The sequence below is a fragment of the Bergeriella denitrificans NBRC 102155 genome (assembly GCF_001592185.1).
In the GTDB taxonomy this organism is placed as follows: domain Bacteria; phylum Pseudomonadota; class Gammaproteobacteria; order Burkholderiales; family Neisseriaceae; genus Neisseria; species Neisseria denitrificans.
Genome location: NZ_BCWL01000024.1, coordinates 1 through 15,164 on the forward strand (window position 1 = coordinate 1; position 15,164 = coordinate 15,164).

General features: G+C 48.4%; 16 protein-coding genes and 1 pseudogene. All 17 read right to left on the reverse strand.

Features of this window, described 5'->3' with window-relative positions:
• Positions 1–1,014 carry a ketol-acid reductoisomerase gene (gene ilvC, locus BDE01S_RS02880; protein WP_066077173.1) on the reverse strand — a complete coding sequence of 338 codons (1,014 nt, stop codon included), beginning with the start codon at positions 1,012–1,014 and terminating at the stop codon, positions 1–3.
• Positions 1,015–1,112: 98 nt separating this feature from the next.
• Entirely contained in the window at positions 1,113–1,604 is a 492-nt protein-coding gene (ilvN, locus tag BDE01S_RS02885; protein WP_066077176.1) for an acetolactate synthase small subunit, read from the reverse strand.
• Positions 1,601–3,385, reverse strand: coding sequence for a biosynthetic-type acetolactate synthase large subunit (ilvB, locus tag BDE01S_RS02890; RefSeq protein ID WP_066077178.1), 1,785 nt, complete (start codon positions 3,383–3,385; stop codon positions 1,601–1,603). The genes ilvN and ilvB overlap by 4 nt, the downstream gene beginning before the upstream one ends.
• Positions 3,386–4,563: 1,178 nt before the next feature.
• Positions 4,564–4,876: pseudogene (locus BDE01S_RS02900) on the reverse strand (helix-turn-helix domain-containing protein).
• Between the two features lie 29 nt (positions 4,877–4,905).
• Positions 4,906–5,319 carry a type II toxin-antitoxin system VapC family toxin gene (locus BDE01S_RS02905; RefSeq protein WP_066077184.1) on the reverse strand — a complete coding sequence of 138 codons (414 nt, stop codon included), beginning with the start codon at positions 5,317–5,319 and terminating at the stop codon, positions 4,906–4,908.
• Complete coding sequence (locus BDE01S_RS02910) at positions 5,319–5,585, reverse strand: type II toxin-antitoxin system prevent-host-death family antitoxin (RefSeq protein ID WP_066077187.1); 267 nt, start codon at positions 5,583–5,585, stop codon at positions 5,319–5,321. The genes BDE01S_RS02905 and BDE01S_RS02910 overlap by 1 nt, the downstream gene beginning before the upstream one ends.
• 114 nt (positions 5,586–5,699) lie before the next feature.
• Positions 5,700–7,238: a DUF927 domain-containing protein gene (locus BDE01S_RS02915; protein WP_115225437.1), complete on the reverse strand. Its 1,539-nt coding sequence runs from the start codon at positions 7,236–7,238 to the stop codon at positions 5,700–5,702.
• 58 nt (positions 7,239–7,296) lie between these two features.
• Complete coding sequence (locus BDE01S_RS02920) at positions 7,297–8,406, reverse strand: DUF7146 domain-containing protein (protein ID WP_066077190.1); 1,110 nt, start codon at positions 8,404–8,406, stop codon at positions 7,297–7,299.
• Between the two features lie 10 nt (positions 8,407–8,416).
• A complete protein-coding gene (locus BDE01S_RS02925) occupies positions 8,417–8,710 on the reverse strand; it encodes a hypothetical protein (RefSeq protein WP_066077193.1) in 294 nt (97 codons plus the stop codon).
• 197 nt (positions 8,711–8,907) lie between these two features.
• Positions 8,908–9,333 (reverse strand): S24 family peptidase, encoded by a 426-nt coding sequence (locus BDE01S_RS02930; protein ID WP_066077196.1) that lies wholly within the window; start codon positions 9,331–9,333, stop codon positions 8,908–8,910.
• A 372-nt stretch (positions 9,334–9,705) separates the two neighbouring features.
• A complete protein-coding gene (locus BDE01S_RS02935; RefSeq protein ID WP_066077199.1) occupies positions 9,706–10,386 on the reverse strand; it encodes a KilA-N domain-containing protein in 681 nt (226 codons plus the stop codon).
• Entirely contained in the window at positions 10,383–10,706 is a 324-nt protein-coding gene (locus BDE01S_RS02940; RefSeq protein WP_245934303.1) for a helix-turn-helix domain-containing protein, read from the reverse strand. Before BDE01S_RS02940 ends, BDE01S_RS02935 begins: the two co-directional genes overlap by 4 nt.
• 13 nt (positions 10,707–10,719) lie before the next feature.
• The gene (locus tag BDE01S_RS02945; RefSeq protein WP_066077203.1) at positions 10,720–10,956 is read right to left on the reverse strand and encodes a helix-turn-helix transcriptional regulator; all 237 of its coding nucleotides are present in this window, start codon (positions 10,954–10,956) and stop codon (positions 10,720–10,722) included.
• Between the two features lie 121 nt (positions 10,957–11,077).
• On the reverse strand, positions 11,078–11,377 hold the full coding sequence (locus tag BDE01S_RS02950) for a hypothetical protein (protein ID WP_066077206.1): 300 nt from the start codon (positions 11,375–11,377) through the stop codon (positions 11,078–11,080).
• Between the two features lie 341 nt (positions 11,378–11,718).
• Positions 11,719–12,825, reverse strand: coding sequence for a hypothetical protein (locus tag BDE01S_RS02955; protein WP_147283896.1), 1,107 nt, complete (start codon positions 12,823–12,825; stop codon positions 11,719–11,721).
• The gene (locus BDE01S_RS02960; RefSeq protein WP_066077212.1) at positions 12,822–14,366 is read right to left on the reverse strand and encodes a DNA methyltransferase; all 1,545 of its coding nucleotides are present in this window, start codon (positions 14,364–14,366) and stop codon (positions 12,822–12,824) included. Before BDE01S_RS02960 ends, BDE01S_RS02955 begins: the two co-directional genes overlap by 4 nt.
• On the reverse strand, positions 14,359–15,164 hold an 806-nt coding region (locus tag BDE01S_RS02965), incomplete at its 5' end, for an IS1595 family transposase (protein ID WP_156472592.1). The genes BDE01S_RS02965 and BDE01S_RS02960, both read right to left, overlap by 8 nt.

Here is a 15,164-nt window from a genome sequence, read left to right on the forward strand (position 1 = left end):
TTAGTTTTTATCCAAATCAACCAGTTTGTTTTTGGCAATCCACGGCATCATGGCGCGCAGTTGTGCGCCGGTTTTTTCGATTTGGTGGTCTGCGTTCAGACGGCGGCGGGCAGTCATAGAGGCGTAGTTGGTGGCGCCTTCTTGGATGAACATTTTCGCGTATTCGCCGGATTGGATGCGGTACAGGGCTTTTTTCATCGCTTCTTTGGTGGCCGGGGTAATCACTTCGGGGCCGGTCACGTATTCGCCGTATTCCGCGTTGTTGGAAATGGAGTAGTTCATGTTGGCGATGCCGCCTTCGTACATCAGATCCACAATCAGTTTCAGCTCGTGCAGACACTCGAAGTAGGCCATTTCGGGGGCGTAGCCGGCTTCAACCAGGGTTTCGAAGCCGCATTTCACCAGCTCTACCGCGCCGCCGCACAATACGGCTTGTTCGCCGAACAGGTCGGTTTCGGTTTCTTCGCGGAAGTTGGTTTCAATCACGCCGCCTTTGGTGCCGCCGTTGGCTGCTGCGTAAGAGAGGGCGATGTCTTTGGCTTTGCCTGAGTTGTCTTGGTAAACGGCAATCAGGGTCGGCACGCCGCCGCCTTTCAGGAATTCGCTGCGTACGGTGTGGCCCGGGCCTTTGGGGGCAACCATAATCACGTCAACGTCTTTCGGCGGTACGATTTGGTTGTAGTGTACGTTGAAGCCGTGGGCGAAGGCCAGGGCGGCGCCGGCTTTCAGGTTGGCGCTGATTTCGGCGTTGTACACTGCAGGCGCGGTTTCGTCCGGCAGCAGAATCATGACAACATCGGCGGCTTGGGTGGCTTCGGCAACAGTGCGTACATCGTGGCCTGCGGCAACGGCTTTGTCCCAAGAAGTGCCTTTACGCAAACCGATGACGACGTTAACGCCGGAATCTTTCAGGTTGGCGGCGTGGGCGTGGCCTTGCGAGCCGTAGCCGATGATGGCAACGGTTTTGCCTTTAATCAAAGACAGGTCTGCGTCTTTATCGTAGTAAACTTGCATTTTGTTTCCTTATTAACGGGGTATCGATGGGTTTGGGGTTTCAGACGGCCTGCTGAGGGGCAGGCCGTCTGAAAATCGCGTGTCCGCCGGAGGCGGTATCAGATTTTCAGAATACGTTCGCCGCGGCCGATGCCGGCTGCGCCTGTGCGTACGGTTTCCAAAATGGCGGCGCGGCCGACGGTTTCCAGGAAGGAATCCAGTTTTTCGCTCGAGCCGGTCACTTCGATGGTGTAGCTGCGGTCGGTGACATCGACCACGCTGCCGCGGTAGATTTCGTTGAGACGCAGGAATTCGTCGCGGTCTTTGCCGACGGCGCGTACTTTAACCAGCATCAGCTCGCGCTCGACAAAGCGGCTTTCGTTCAAATCCACCACCTTAATCACTTCCACCAGCTTGTTGAGCTGCTTGGTGATTTGCTCGATGACGGTTTCGTCGCCGTGGGTTACGATGGTCATGCGCGACAGGGTTTTGTCTTCGGTGGCGGCTACCGACAGGGAGTCGATGTTGTAGTCGCGGGCGGAAAACAGGCCGACTACGCGGCTCATCGCGCCTGATTTGTTTTCAATCAAAACCGATAAAATCCTTCTCATGGCACGCTCCTTGTGTCGTAATCGCGGTCGGTAACGTCGTTGACGTCGCTGTCGGCTTTGGTTTCTCTCATGTGCACGGGCAGTACCATTTCATCGAGGCCTTTGCCGTTGCCGACCATGGGGAACACGTTTTGTTTTTTATCGGTAATGAAGTCGATGAATACCAGGCGGCCTTCGCGGTTGTGGCGCAGGGCTTCGCGCAGGGCGTTTTCCACTTCGGAGGTTTTCTCTACGCGGATGCCGACGTGGCCGTAGGCTTCTGCCAGCTTAACGAAGTCGGGCAGGGAATCGAAATAGGTTTCCGATTCGCGGTTGTCGTAATACAGCTCCTGCCACTGGCGCACCATGCCCAGATAACCGTTGTTAAGGGTCACAACGGTCAGCGGGATTTTGTATTGGAAGCAGGTGGAAAGCTCTTGGATGTTCATCTGAATCGAGCCTTCGCCGGTGATACAGAATACATCCTGCTCCGGCGCAGCCAGCTTCGCGCCCATGGCATACGGCAGGCCGACGCCCATGGTGCCCAAGCCGCCGGAATTCAGCCATTGGCGCGGGCGCTCAAACGGATAATATTGCGCGGCAAACATTTGGTGCTGGCCGACGTCGGACGTAACGATGGCGGCGTTGCCGGTGATTTCCGCCAGCTTTTTCACCACATATTGCGGTTTGATGGTTTCGCTGTCGTTTTCAAACCAGAGGCAGTCGCGGCTGCGCCAAGATTCGATGGATTTCCACCATTTGTCCAAATGCTCGCGGCTCGGAATGCTGTTTTGCTTGTGGCACAGTGCAATCATTTCCGCCAAGACGTTTTTCACGTCGCCCACAATCGGCACATCGGCTTTGACGCGTTTGGCAATGCTGGAGGGATCGACATCGACATGGATGATTTTTTTCGGTTTTTCCATGAATTTCGACGGTACGGACACTACGCGGTCGTCGAAGCGTGCGCCTACGGCCAAAACTACGTCGGCATTCTGCATGGCGAGGTTGGCTTCGTAAGTGCCGTGCATACCCAGCATACCCAGATATTGGCGGTCGCTGGACGGGAATGCGCCCAAGCCCATCAGCGTGCCCACGCAGGGCGCACCGGTGGAGCGGACAAATTCAATCAGCTCGCTGCTGGCGTTGCCCAATACGATACCGCCGCCGAAGTAAACCAGCGGGCGTTTGGCCGAAGCAAACATCTGTACCGCTTTTTTAATCTGACCGGTATGGCCTTGTACCACCGGCTGATAGGAGCGGATAAAGATGTCTTCCTGCGGATAGCTGAACTTCGCCATCGCCTGGGTCACGTCTTTCGGAATATCGACGACCACCGGGCCGGGGCGGCCGCTGGCGGCGATTTGGAAGGCTTTTTTGATGGTTACAGCCAGCTCGTTGATGTCGGTCACCAGGAAATTATGCTTCACGCACGGGCGGGTAATGCCCACGGTATCGACTTCCTGAAATGCATCCGTGCCGATGGAGGGCGTGCCTACCTGGCCGGTGATCACCACCATCGGAATCGAATCGGAATAAGCCGTGGCGATGCCGGTCAGCGCATTGGTGGCGCCGGGGCCGGAAGTGACCAAAGCCACGCCGACTTTGCCGCTGGTGCGTGCATAGGCATCGGCCGCATGGACGGCAGCCTGCTCGTGGCGGGTCAGAATGTGCTTGAATTTATTGAGCTGGAAAATGGCGTCGTAGATTTCGAGAACCGCGCCGCCCGGATAGCCGAAAACGTATTCCACACCTTCGGCTTTGAGACTTTGCACAACGATTTGTGCACCTGATAATTGCATAACAACCTCTTTTTTATGGCGTCGGCCCAACCGGACTAGCAGCCTTACCACAGCACCTGTAATGCAAGTCCGCCAAGCAGCGGTTTAGGGTACGCGCTTTGGGGGAACACGGTAACGGCAACATAACCCGAGCATTGGACTAAGGCTCAGAGTTGATGAAAAAACGGAGAACGCCAACGATAACCCAATCCGCGCATTCAGGCAAGATAAAAACTTTCGTCTTTTAACATTATTTTAATCAAATATTATTAGCTTTTGATTTTCATAAGATAAATATATGCGGCATGCGGCGGCGCGGCAGGCGGATTGTCAACACTTGAGCCGCGAAGATGTAGGGCGGTATGGACGGGTGCGGAAAGGCCGTCTGAAAATGAGGCGGATAGTGGAATGCAGAAGCGGCGGTAGTGAAGAGAAACGGGCGCGCGTTTTAATATTGGAACGGTATTGGAAAATGAGTAATCGCGGGAATTTTGGGGTGCAGGGTGGTGTTTGGAATATGAAAAACGGCTGCTTAAAAAAGCAGCCGTTTCAGAATTTGGTGCAGGGTCAGACTCGAAATGAAACGATATACATGTGATTTTTAACAAATAAATTTTATCGGCTTTTCAAAATACCCCCAAAAATACCCCCATTTTGTCAAAGTCAAAATTTTTCAGAGGCGATATTGCGGGGCTGGCCGATGCTTTTTATCGGGCAGGCAATGATAGTCGAGTAAGGCTATTTTTGTCGATAGGGGGTAGTCCCTTTTTTGGGACTGGCAGGGTGGTAGTTTTTCGGAGTGAAAAAAAAGCGGTCGGATTTTTTTGGGTGGCCGCTCTGCTCGGCTCTGAAAAAAATCCCTATATAAGCGTGCAAAAAATGCAAAAACGGCGGGAACGCGGGAACACTTTACTTAGTTACTTGTTTTTAATAATAAAAAGTGTTCCCAACAATGATATTGTCATACGGGAATGCATGGGAACGCGGGAACATTACTGCATTAAATATTGATAATCTCTGGTATTTTCGGCTTGATTATTTACTATTTGTTGATAATAATACTTTTGCGGCTGTTGATGTTTCCGCTCGGGGTGGGCGGTGTGGGGGGCAGCCGCGTGTTTCAGTCATGTCATGACTTGATTTTGCTGGTGTGAAATAAGGCCGTCTGATTTGCGTTCAGACGGCCTTTGTGTTGGCGGCTAGGCTATGGCCTCAATGCCTTTGTTTTTTTACGATGGTAAGCAGCTTCAGGGCTGTACCGCTCGGCTTCTTCACGCCCCGCTCCCAATCTGAAACTTGGTTTTTGCTGATATTGAGATGAATGGCAAAGGCGGCCTGTGTGAGGGCTTCGCGCTCTCTGATGGCTTTGATGTCGGCGGGGACTAGTGCTTCTACTTTGGTAAGGCATGATTTGTCAAACTGACGCATAGTAGCCGCATTAATCGCGCCTGCTTCGTGCAGGTCTTGCATGGTTTCGTGAATGGCTGCGAAAACTTCGCTTTTGTATTTCATGGTTATATCTCCGTTATGCTCTACGCCCTTTAGTCGGTAAACGGGTTAAACAGCTTCACGCCTGTGCGCTCAAAATCGGCGGTATTGCGCGTTACCAATATCAAGCGGTGCTGCTTGGCGGTGGCGGCTATCCATGCGTCGTTTTCGGGGCTTCTATCGGGGATATGCAGGGCGGCGCATATTTCGGCGGTGGCTTCGTCTATCGGCAGGATGCGGCCTGAAAAGGCGGGCTTTACGGTATCTTCCAGCCATTGCCGCAATATTGCGCCTTGTGCTTGGTCTTTGCGCTCTATGCCCAATACACCCCGCTCTAGCTCCATCATGACTATTGCGCTGGTGTAAAAGGCGGCAGGGTCTTTATCGGCAAGCCATTGTTGCAGGCCGCTGTTGGTGCGCTCGGGGCGGCGGGTGTCGCTGATGATGTTGGTATCAAGCAGGTACATTATTCAAACTCCACGGCGGGGCGTTGCGCGGTGCTTCGCGGGGGGATTTCCATATCTACATCGGCCATTGCGGCGGCAAGCTCAGGCGGCGGGGTTAGGGCTTCCAGCATGGTTTGCTTTTTGCCTGCCAGCCGTAAATATTCGGCATGGCTGATTAACACTAAATCGGGCTTGCCGCGCTTGGTAATAAACACGGGGGCGACTTGCGCGGCCTTTTGGGCTTGGCTGGTGCGCTGGTTAAATTCTCGGCTGCTGAATGTTTGCATGGTGGTTACTCCGTTTCGGGATTTGTATTGATGTTATTACAACATAAGGCAGGCCGCAAGCAATAAAAAACAGCAAGGCGCATATCTGCCTTGCTGGTGTCGGTATCGGCGGGGCTATTTTTCGCCCTTATCGGGGTCGTTGTCGGGCGGGGTCATGCCTTGAAATACATAATGGCTGCCCTTGCCCCTTTTCTTTCTCGTCCAACGTTGGTCTGCTTCGTTGCGTAACAGCCAACCCGCGTCATACCATACGCGGCAAGCCTTATTCAGGTCTGTGCCTTGTGTGATTTCTACTTTGACTACATCGGGGATTATCCAATATTCGTTTATGCCTGCGCGGTTGGCTTCGGGGTCTTGCGCGGGGCGGCGATAGCCTGCGTGGTTGTGGTTGGTGGTCTGGCTGCTCCAATCAACAAAGCGCGGGGTATCGGCGTATCGTGATAGAAATGCAGCGGCTGCGTCAATAATGCGGCGGTCTTCGTATTTGCCTGCGCCGTTGATGGCATACCAATCATCAAAGCATTGTTTCACGCCCGCCATGCCTACGCCTGCGGGCAGGCCTGTAATGTCGGCGGCCAGCTCCAGCGCGGCGGCGGCGGGTATGCTCGGCAGTCTTACGGCCTGCCCTGCTTCCCATTTTTCGCCTGTGCGCTCCATGTAGGCTTGCAAGCTGTATTCCCCTGTGGAAAGCAGTAAGACGCGCCATTCCTGCGCGGCGCGGTTGCCGCCGTCTTTTGCGCCCTGTATTTTGCTTTTGCCGTTGATGACTGAATAGGCGGTTTTGCTGATGGTTTTGGGGTGGGCTTCGCCGATTTCGTCCAACACTAACAGGCCGTCATTGCGTGCCAGCGCGGCGTTGGAAAAGCCTAAATCTGTGCCGCGCCATGCCATTTTGAGGGCGGCGGGGTTGCCCCATACGCTCAAGCCTGCCAGTGCGGCGGTGGTTTTGCCGTCTGAACTGTCGCCGTAGAGATGGAAGCCGCCGTTTTGCTCGTTCAACAGGGCAAGCAGGGGCGCGGCTAGGGCTGTGCCGATGGCCAGGCATAGGCGGCTGTTGCCTGCTGCTTTGGCGGCGATTTCGTGCTGCCAGTCGGTAAGGCTGCCTGATACGGTGTAGGCGGTGTCGGTGCTGGTGTCGCCGTGGTAGATGATGTTGCTGCTGTCGGTATCGGCGGGGGCGAGGATTTCGCCTGATGGCAGTATGTAGGCTTTGCCGTGCCAGCCTGCTTTATCTGTGATTTGGAAACGCGCTTTGCTGCCCTCGGTTTGCAGGTAATCGGCCAGACGCTCGCGCTTCATGCGCCCGCTATGTATGGTCAAGCCGTAGCTCTGTAACCGCTGCCAGCCGCTTTGTGTGCCGATTTCGGCAGACGGTAAGACGGCGCGGCGGCTTTGGCGGGTGGTGGGGTCTGTGAACTGGATGACGCGGCAATGTTGCCCGCTGCTGTCTTTGCCCTGCCCGATGATGTCGATTGGGTCGGCCAGACGCAAGGGGGCGCATTCTTCTACGTTGCCGTCTTTATCGGCCTTTGTGCCAATCCAAAAAATGCCCTTGCCGTTGATGTCGAAACGGGGCTTGATTGGCTGATAGTCGATTTCGGCGGGGTTTACGGTAAAGTCGTGTGGCAGTTCGCGGGGGTGGTTGGTTGTCATGGTTTTTCGCTTTCGTGGTGTCTCAACTGATTTCATTTGCGTTTGCTGGTGTCATGGCCTATGCCTTGCTCTCTCTCAAGTGTTGCATGGTGTGGTAGGCGGGGCGTTTGCGCCGCTCCAGCTCGTCCAGCGCGTCATAGCCTTGTGTTTCGGGCTGCCATATTCCCGCCCTTACGCCGCTCTTAATGGCGCGCACGGCCAAATCATGCGCGGCTTTGAAACCTACGGGGCGCGGGGTGTCGTGGTCTGCGACAATCAGCAGCTCGGTTACTTCGGGCGGGATTTGGAAGGCGGCCAGGTTGCCCGCATTCAGGCATGCCCATACGGGATAATCGGGGAACAGCTCCCGCGCGGCTAAGGCGGTTTCTATGCCCTCGCACACCAGCAGGCGGCGCGGCTCTGCTTCGGCCAGCGGGTAAAGTTGTACGGCTGCGCCTTTGGTGCTGCCTGATATGCGGCTTTGCATTTTCTTGGCGGGTAGCGGCTCGCCTGTGTCGGGATGGCGGATATTCAGCTTGGTGTAGCTGGGTATGTGGTTGCCGTTGTCGCCGTGGGGTTTGGCATAGCAGGGCTTGAGGTAGGTCAGATGCAGCCCTTGCAGCTCGCCCGCTGTGTTGTGAATGGCGGCCAGCATGGCGGGGGCGCGGGTGTGTATCTGCCAGCCGTTTGATGTTTCTACCCAATAGGGCAAGGTTTCGTGGTAGCGGATATTTTGGGGCGGCTCGGCCATTGCCAGCCCGCGCCCTTGCAGGTAGCTGTAAACGGGGTCGCCCTGTTTGACGGGCTTGGCTTCGTGCCAAAGGGCGGCCAGCTTGGCGGCTTTGTCTTTTTCGGGCGGCTCTTGCTTCGGCTCGTGCTTCGGCGGCTGGTATTCGGGCGGGGTGTGCGCGGCCATGCCAAGACACGCGGCAAGGCGGGATAAGGCCGTCTGAAAATTGCATTGGTGCAAGTCCATTATCAGGCGTATGCCGTCGCCTGCGCCGTGTTGGCCGCAAATGAATGTGCCGCGCCCTTCTTGGTCGTCAAATCTGAAGCGGTCTTTGCCGCCGCAAACGGGGCAGGCGGTATGTTTGCCTGTCAATGCGCGGGCGGGTATGCCCATTTGTTGCAATATGCCGCGCCAACGGTAACGGGCGGCTTCTTTGATTTGCTCGCTGGTGTGGTTCATGATTTGCTCCTTACTCAATCGGCTCTGCTACGGCGGCGTTATCCAAGTCCACGCCTGTATAGACGTGCGCCCATGCGGCGGCGGCTTCTGCTGCGTCTGCGGCCTGCTCTGCTTCGATGGTTTGGGCGGCGGCGGGGGTGGTGCATTGGCTGATGATGAAGCACACCAGCATGGCGGTGAGGATTGCGCTGATGGTGTCGATGATGATGTTTCGCCGCTGGGCCTGCTTGCGCGCCTGCTCACGCATTGCGCGGTTGGTTTGGCGGCGGGTGGTTTGGCTGATAGTGTTTGGGTTACGGCTCATTTGGTTTGCTCCGTTTCTTGGCGGCCTGAATGCGTTTCAGACGGCCATTGTCTGCTCTGAATACCCTTGCCTGCCCTGCTCTGTGAAACGGCCTGATTGGCGCGTTTTGGGGCGGGAATGCGGGTTTTGGGGTGCATTCCGCCTGCCAAGCGGTGAAAAACGGCTTGGCGGCGGGTGTCAAGGGGTGGGGGTTTTGATTATTGGTAGCGGTTGGCCGCTACGGCTTGTGTGATGTCGTCTTGGCGTTGGTCGTCAAGAAACGTGCAGATGCGCCGCACTCTGCCAAGTAAAGGCGGCAGGGTGGAAACGGTTTGATTTTGATAGTGTCGGTTGTCGCAAATCAGGAGATAGCCGCCTGCGGTCAAGCCTTGAATGCGGTACAGAGTGGGATAGCCGTTGTTGTCGGCCAAATAGACGCCGTCTGCGACTGGCTCGCCGTCTTGCAGGGGCTGAATGCCAATCAGGTCGTGTTTGGCGATTTTGGGATACATGGTATCGGTCGGGGCTTCGATATAGACGAGGCCGTCAATTTGGGAAATGACTTGCAGGGGGTATGCGTTGGTTTGGATTTTTGAAACGGTTTGAGATTGGGTGCTTTTGATAGCTTGGGGTTGGTTTTGCATGATATGCGCCTTTATGTTTTGAGAGTTTGAAGCCCATAAGGGGCGGGTGCTCTCTCCGGCATAAAGTCCGACGGGGTCGTTACCGATACCCCACACCCGCATAGCTTGTGATACGCGCCTGAAAGATTTTCAGACGGATAGATGACTGTATGCGGAATGCTTACGCCTCCGAAAGATAGGGGCGTAAAAAAACCAGCGTTTACCCTGCTGATTTAGGGCTTTATGAATTGAGAGAGAGAAATTTAATTCTAAACTCTCTTGGGTTGTTCGTAAAGTGGAAAGTGATACGGGGTGGTATCTCTTTTGCGGTTTAGGCCGTCTGAAAGCTGATGTAAGGTTTGCTATTGGGCGGTATTCAGACGGCTTTGCGCTTTATTGCAAAGTGGCCTGAATGGCGTTTCTTTGCGGCTCTGCCAGTTTGAACAGTTCGGCTTTGCGCTGTTGGTAGGGCATACCCTGCCCGATTAAGGCGGCGTTGCACGCTTCTAAGCGGGTAAGCATGGTTAATGCGGGGCGGCTCAAGCGGTCGCGCTCCAGCGGCGCAAAGCGGCCTGTAAGCGCGGCGTTGCACAACAGGGCTTCATTGCTGTAATGGTGGGCGGCGGTGGCCTTGCCGTCTGCTTGGCGTGAGGCTTTGAGGATTTCCGCCATAACCTGAAAAGCTATCTTGCTTTCGGCTCTGCCCTGCTGCCAGTCTTGGCGGCCTGTTAACAGCTCTGTGATTTGCTCATCACACCATACGGCAAAATCAACATCACACCAGCGGGCGAATGAAACGGCCAGCTTCGGGTGCAGCCAAGTGCCGCCGTTATTGCCGCGTCTGCTTCTGATAAAGCTGCTTTTTGTAATACGGGAAAATCCCGTATTTGAATTTGCCTGCTTTTCTTCTTCACGTTTGCATAGGGCGGCTATGTATCGCTCTGTTTCGGGCAGGCGTAACCATTCGTAAACCTGTTTGCCAAAATGCGCGGCGATTTCGGTAGCGTTAAACCATGCTTCGCGGTCGGCGTGAATGGCGGTGTTGTGATAGTCCAGTTTGACAAGTGCATTCATGCTGCTGCTCCCTCTGTTTCTACTGCCAGCGTGAAGACGCCGCGCTTTACGGCCTTGCCGTGCTTGTTGATATGCTCGGTCATGGTGCATATCACGGGGTAGCCTGCGGCGCGTATTTCGTTGATACGGGCGTTAAAGCCCATGATGCCCATCTGCGCGGCTTGGTGGTGGGTTATGCTGCCGTGGGCGCGGATATACGCTAGGATTTCGCCGCATTGGCTTTCGGGCTTGAATTTGGGGCGTGCAGGCTTCATAATGATGTCATTACTACCTGCTTGGCCGTCTGAATGCGTTTGCGTTTGGGCGGTTTCTTTTTGCATGGTGCTTACCCTCTTAGTTTGCGGCCTGCTCGGCCAATTTGCCGATATAGGCGTTTACGGCGTTGAGGCTCCATACGGTCGTGTTGGCCGATAATTTAATCGGCTTGGGAAAATCGGGCTTGTGGCGGCGGTCTTTGGGATTACACCAACCCCAAATTGAGGTGGCGGAAACGCCGAATGTGGCGGCCAGCTCTTTCACGCGGATAAATTGGTCGGTGGTTGGTGTGGTGGTGTTTGTGTTGGTTGTCATTGCGGTTGCCCTTTCTGCCGCTTGGTGCGGCGTTGTTTAACAGGGCAATTATTCAGTTGAATTTAAAACAAAAAAATACCCTATGCATGCATAGGGTAGGCCATGCACGCATAGGGCATACTTAAAATGGTAGTTCTATTTCATCTGTTGAACTAAGTTCTTTTACGCCCTGTAACCATCTTCTTACCGTAGTTACGGATAGGCTGAACTCTTTAGCTAAATCGGCGGCAAGTGCATTTTTGCTTTTGGGTTTTGGCTTCTTTATTTCTTGATACCATCGTCTAATAGCTTGTTCTTTTAGTGCTTGATTTTTAGCATGTCTGATATTAGCTGCTTTTTTTGCAGATGCAGATTTAATTTGCTGCTCAATAAGTTTTGTATCCTTCGGTTCTAAAAATAGATTTGCCGTAGCCTCGGCCATACATACAAGTTCTGTTGCTCTAATAGCGTAATCAATAGAAAAATCATAATGTGCATAGCCCTCTTGTAGTCCTATTGCGCTATTGTGGATATAGCCTATAAGCATTAAAGCGCAAAGGGCAAAAAAACATGGTTTGATTTCATCTACTTTTTTATCGGTTGAGAAAACATATTCACTTTCAAAAATCCAAGAGTGAAAATATTTTTTAAAAAGGCTGTGTTTTAAAATACTGTTGATTTACTTAGATTAGCAAGGTTGCTCTGATCCGCCTTGCTTTTATTAATATCGATCAAATGCCCGATGTTTATATTTTTTAACAGCTAAGTATACAATTATTTCCATTAAGTCTGTTTTATAAAAAGTATATCAGACTTACAATTAAAATGTTCATTTGTTTTCTTCCAGTAAAATTTTGTATTTAGTTTATTAAGATCCAGTTTTATAGAATCTAGATGAGAGTGAATTTTCTCTCTTAGGAATTTAATGTTTCTTTTAAGTTTCCAACTATCATTGATATTGGTCTCGTCCGTGAGAATTAAAAAAAATCTATTTGAAGCGTCAAAACGGGCTTCACCCTGATTTTCATAAAGCCATACTTTTAATTCATCTGAATTTTGTTCGGCTTCACGAATAATTTGTTTTTTTAACTTATTTAATTCATTTATTAATTCTTTAGCTTCTTTATGATGACATTCTGAAACTTTTGTGTATAAATGCAGTTTTAAGTTTTTGTCAGACATGTCATTAGGAATTAAAATGTTCAGTTTTCTACATATTTGTTTTAATCTAGTTAACTCATTGCCAAACCCCTTTTGCTTCAATTTTTCAGCTAAGAACTGCTCAGGAAAATAAGTAACCTTTAAATCAAAAGGTATCTCATTTATAAAGAAATCAATCTTTTTTATAAGTCCGATGGTTGGCAATACATTAGCATGATCTTTAAAAATATCTTCAATTAAAATTGAAGTCCAGTGATTATACCAAGAATTTAGAGTGTATCCCTGTAAACTTGAAAATAGCTCAGTTTCTATTTTTTTGTTAATTATGTCAAAAGATTGTATTTTTTTGACATAATTATCGACAATGTTTTTTTCAAGACTATTACCAAATGAACCGCCCCAATCGAAGTATTGTAATCTGCTCAGTTGATCTACTAAATAATCTTCTTGTAGAAGTCTATCGGTACGCTCTATTTGGTATTTCTTTTCAATAAAACTATTTATACTTTCTATGGTTATATCAATGTTCTCAAAAGCATATCTAAAATATTCTTTTGACTTAAGCTTAGAGATGTCAATTTCATATTCCTGAAAAAATTCTTCCATAATTTCTTTACGAGACATACTTCTTAATTTTAAATACCTAATGCCATATTGATGTCTCTCAATACTTGGAAAATCATCTTTTCTAAAAAAAGAGTCTAATTGTGAGAAAGATAAGTTTTTCATTTGATGCTCCATTGATTTGTTTTGGTAAAATGAAAATTATTAACCAGCGTTTTGTATAGATCAACACTTCCAATTATTATTCTCTCTGCAAAAATCAATTTCATAATTCGCAAAAAAACCTCATTTGTATCCAAACTTTCCCTAGACAGCCAGCTTTTAAGATTTTGTTTAAAAAACATTTCTGTTTGATTGTCATCTAATATAGTAAAATTAACCTCCGATGACTTTTTAAATGTCACAAGAACATCGCCTTTCACACTTTTATAACGATTTATTTGTCTTGGCGTAAAGTTTTTTTGCGTTAGCCATTTGAATGAAATCATTTCAAAACCATTATAAATGCAAGCATTTGTTATTGCTCTCCATTCTAATCCAGAAAGAGAATGATAAGTTAACGAAAAATAACCATCTGACTTTAAAACTCTTCTGATTTCTACGAATGCTTTATTTATGTCACTTTCAAAATCTGTAATTTTTTTGCTTCGAAATTTACTATCTGACACAACTATTTCATTTTTATACTCAGGCTCTAATCTAAGCCAAGAGTTCCAAATAACACTTTGCTCAAAGTATGGCACCGCATCTCCATAAGGAGGATCAGCAAATATGTAATCTACACTATTGTCACCAATATCAAGGAGTTTTGCGTCAAACTGAGTAACTTTATATGTATTTTTATAGTTAAAAAAAGGATTGTTAAAAAACTTTAAATAGTCTTTTTTTCCTTTAATAATTTTATTTAATCTATTTTCAAAATATTGCAATACATTATTTTCAATATAAGTATCCCCAACATAGAACCCTGTCATCCAAGCACCTTGAGACATTTCCCCCCTTGATTTTATTGGTGGAACTAATTTAGAACAATTTGCAAGATTAGCGGTAAATGCCAATTTAAGTAACTGCTGTTCTTCTCCCGAGGATTTGCTTTCTATAAGTTTGAGTAACTTTGAATGGCAGGCTAGAGTTCTCTTAGTAAACAAATCAGATACAACCATTCCTTTCTTTGCAGAAATTCTTGAATTTTCAATAAGTTTATTTTTTGGATACCAATCTTCAATTTCTTGTGAATTTTCGAAATTTATAAACTCATTGATTTGATCTTGAGATAAATAAATCTCTTCAGTTCTTTTATTATTTACACTTTTAAATCTTACCTTTATTGGTTTGTCGCTTTTATCTCTTAGAATACTAATAAGTTGAACTGTTTCATCTTTTAAATTTAAACCATACCATTTATTTATAAATGGTTCTAATTGACTTTTTATTACACCCCATTCCTTTGTTAGTTTCTCTATATTCAGATCTTTTGACAAAAGTCGATGATTTATAAAATTTGCGATTGGGTTTAGATCATTAGAAATTACATTTCTATTTAGTAAATATGCCTCGCAACAGAAAACTCCATAACCTGAAAAAGGGTCAAGAATAACATCGCCTTCCCCTGAATATGTTTCAATTAGTTCTTTTAAATGAGCAGAGGGTTTTTTTCCCCAATATTTGTGCATTTCATATCTGTCTTTTTTTTGCTTTTCAATCATTTTTTATATCCATATCTAATAGCCTATGATTGTCACTTAAAATTGGTAGAACAGGACGTTTTGCAATTTCAAATGTTTTGCTTTGGCAGAACGTATTACGAATAAACTCAAATAATACAACTTCTTTATTTGTCTTGGTGTCTTTAGAAAAATTAACAAAATTATGATACACAAGATAGTTGTTTAAGTATTTTGTAGCAACACCTTTAAATGTACCGAAAATTAAGTCTTTTAAGCGTTTATGGTAGTTGTTTACTATTTGAATATTAAATATGCCTGATTTGAATTTATTTCTTGGGACTCGAATATGGTTTAAACCCATAACAAAAGAAAGTTTTTGATAAGCACGAAGTGAATCTGTAACCAATACCGAATCTCGGGCTATCTTATCGCCCAAAACTTTGCGTAAATCTTTAATTGTTGGGCGACCCAAGTTGGCAACCTTGGCAATAGACAATCCGTTTAGATTTACGCCAACAGGAATACAAACCTGCTCTTTTGATAAGCCACGCTGACTTGCTTTGGTGCCTCTTTTATGCGAAGGGCGTGGCAACTTAAAATTTCGATGATGCCCTTTGTAAGAAATGGTTGTAAAGGTTTCATCCGCTTGTACAACGCCGTCTAACTCAACTTTTTCCATCATCTTTTGCAGAGCATCTAAAATCTTGTGTCGCCAAGCAAAAGCAGTAGCTAAGTTGATGTCGCAGATTTCAGCACATTTACGCAAAGGGTATTTTTCAATCATACAATGCACATACTTTTCTAGTATAGCAACATCTTTCTTCATACTAAATAAAA

Bases quoted from the DNA above. Each gene is read 5' to 3' on its own strand.
- BDE01S_RS02950 (WP_066077206.1), bottom strand. From the start codon at position 11,377: ATGGCCGAGGCTACGGCAAATCTATTTTTAGAACCGAAGGATACAAAA.
- BDE01S_RS02935 (WP_066077199.1), bottom strand. From the start codon at position 10,386: ATGAATGCACTTGTCAAACTGGACTATCACAACACCGCCATTCACGCC.
- BDE01S_RS02915 (WP_115225437.1), bottom strand. From the start codon at position 7,238: ATGACAACCAACCACCCCCGCGAACTGCCACACGACTTTACCGTAAAC.
- ilvC (WP_066077173.1), bottom strand. From the start codon at position 1,014: ATGCAAGTTTACTACGATAAAGACGCAGACCTGTCTTTGATTAAAGGC.
- BDE01S_RS02910 (WP_066077187.1), bottom strand. From the start codon at position 5,585: ATGCAAACATTCAGCAGCCGAGAATTTAACCAGCGCACCAGCCAAGCC.
- ilvB (WP_066077178.1), bottom strand. From the start codon at position 3,385: ATGCAATTATCAGGTGCACAAATCGTTGTGCAAAGTCTCAAAGCCGAA.
- ilvN (WP_066077176.1), bottom strand. From the start codon at position 1,604: ATGAGAAGGATTTTATCGGTTTTGATTGAAAACAAATCAGGCGCGATG.
- BDE01S_RS02940 (WP_245934303.1), bottom strand. From the start codon at position 10,706: ATGCAAAAAGAAACCGCCCAAACGCAAACGCATTCAGACGGCCAAGCA.
- BDE01S_RS02960 (WP_066077212.1), bottom strand. From the start codon at position 14,366: ATGATTGAAAAGCAAAAAAAAGACAGATATGAAATGCACAAATATTGG.
- BDE01S_RS02955 (WP_147283896.1), bottom strand. From the start codon at position 12,825: ATGAAAAACTTATCTTTCTCACAATTAGACTCTTTTTTTAGAAAAGAT.
- BDE01S_RS02930 (WP_066077196.1), bottom strand. From the start codon at position 9,333: ATGCAAAACCAACCCCAAGCTATCAAAAGCACCCAATCTCAAACCGTT.
- BDE01S_RS02905 (WP_066077184.1), bottom strand. From the start codon at position 5,319: ATGTACCTGCTTGATACCAACATCATCAGCGACACCCGCCGCCCCGAG.
- BDE01S_RS02920 (WP_066077190.1), bottom strand. From the start codon at position 8,406: ATGAACCACACCAGCGAGCAAATCAAAGAAGCCGCCCGTTACCGTTGG.
- BDE01S_RS02945 (WP_066077203.1), bottom strand. From the start codon at position 10,956: ATGACAACCAACACAAACACCACCACACCAACCACCGACCAATTTATC.
- BDE01S_RS02925 (WP_066077193.1), bottom strand. From the start codon at position 8,710: ATGAGCCGTAACCCAAACACTATCAGCCAAACCACCCGCCGCCAAACC.